This is a genomic window from Micromonospora sp. WMMD736, from assembly GCF_049179015.1.
Lineage (GTDB): Bacteria > Actinomycetota > Actinomycetes > Mycobacteriales > Micromonosporaceae > Micromonospora.
Genome location: NZ_JBMHMI010000040.1, coordinates 1 through 1,226, shown reverse-complemented (window position 1 = coordinate 1,226; position 1,226 = coordinate 1). Strand labels below are relative to the sequence as shown.

Below are 1,226 nucleotides of genomic sequence, written 5' to 3'. Positions count from 1 at the left end.
TGTTTCAGGAGATGGTGAACCGCATCGGTGCCGATGTGCCGGGGATGCCGCGGCTGCTCAAGTGGCTGTCGCAGGTCATCCCGCTGGCCGCCGGCCCGCTGCCGATCGTGTTCTTCTTCGGCGTGCTGGCCGGCGAGGAGCCGATCGACCACACCCAGAAGAACGTGTTGCGCGAGGGCAAGACGCTGCATCCGATCATGGAGCGCGTGATGGCGATCCACGTCGCCGAGGAGGCGCGACACATCTCGTTCGCCCACGAGTACCTGCGCAAGCGGGTGCCGCACATGCGCGCCCGCAAGCGTTTCTGGCTGTCACTGCACGTGCCGATCATCATGCGAGTGCTGTGCCAGGCGATCGTGGTGCCGCCGCGGGCGTTCTGGAAGGAGTTCGACATCCCGCGCTCGGTGAAGAAGGAGTTGTTCTTCCGGGCGCCGGAGTCTCGGCAGTTCCTGCGCGATATGTTCGGCGACGTCCGGATGCTCTGTGCGGAAACGGGTTTGATGAACCCGGTGGCCAAGCTGTTGTGGCGGATCTGCAAGATCGACGGCCGGCCGAGCCGGTTCCGCAGTGAACCGCACCGCCAGCACGTGCTGACCGCCGCATAGCCGGCGCCGGGATCCGCACATGGCCCATGTGATCACCCAGTCGTGCTGCAGCGACGGGTCCTGCGTCTTCGCCTGCCCGGTGAACTGCATCCACCCGACGCCCGACGAACCCGAATTCGCGACCGCCGAGATGCTCTACATCGATCCGGCATCCTGTGTGGACTGTGGCGCCTGCGTCTCGGCGTGCCCGGTCGGGGCGATCGCCCCGGACACCAAACTGACGCCCACCCAGCTGCCGTTCGTCGAACTGAACGCCGGGTACTACCCGGCGCTGCCCGACGGCGAGAAGGCACCGCCGACGTCCAAGTTGGCGCCCGTGCCCGACGCCCCGGCCGTGCATCCGCGCTCGGGTGGTCCACTGACGGTGGCGATCGTCGGATCCGGCCCGGCCGCGATGTATGCCGCCGACGAGCTGCTCACCCAGAGCGGGGTGCGGGTCAACATGTTCGAGAAGCTGCCCACCCCGTACGGCTTGGTGCGCGCCGGGGTGGCACCCGACCACCAGAGCACGAAGCGGGTGACTCGGTTGTTCGACAAGATCGCGGCGCGCAAGGGCTTCCGCTTCTATCTCAACGTCGAGGTGGGCAAGCATGTCAGCCACGCCGAGCTGCTGGCCCACCA

At 67.2% G+C, this 1,226-nt stretch carries 2 protein-coding genes; both read left to right on the top strand.

The genetic code is table 11. From position 1 onward, the window contains the following. A partial coding sequence (locus ACN269_RS33220; protein WP_421477068.1) for an AurF N-oxygenase family protein occupies positions 1 to 605 on the top strand: 605 nt, incomplete at its 5' end. 19 nt (positions 606 to 624) lie between these two features. Further along, positions 625 to 1,226, top strand: a 602-nt coding sequence (locus ACN269_RS33215) for a 4Fe-4S binding protein (RefSeq protein WP_421477066.1), incomplete at its 3' end; no start/stop codon positions are given.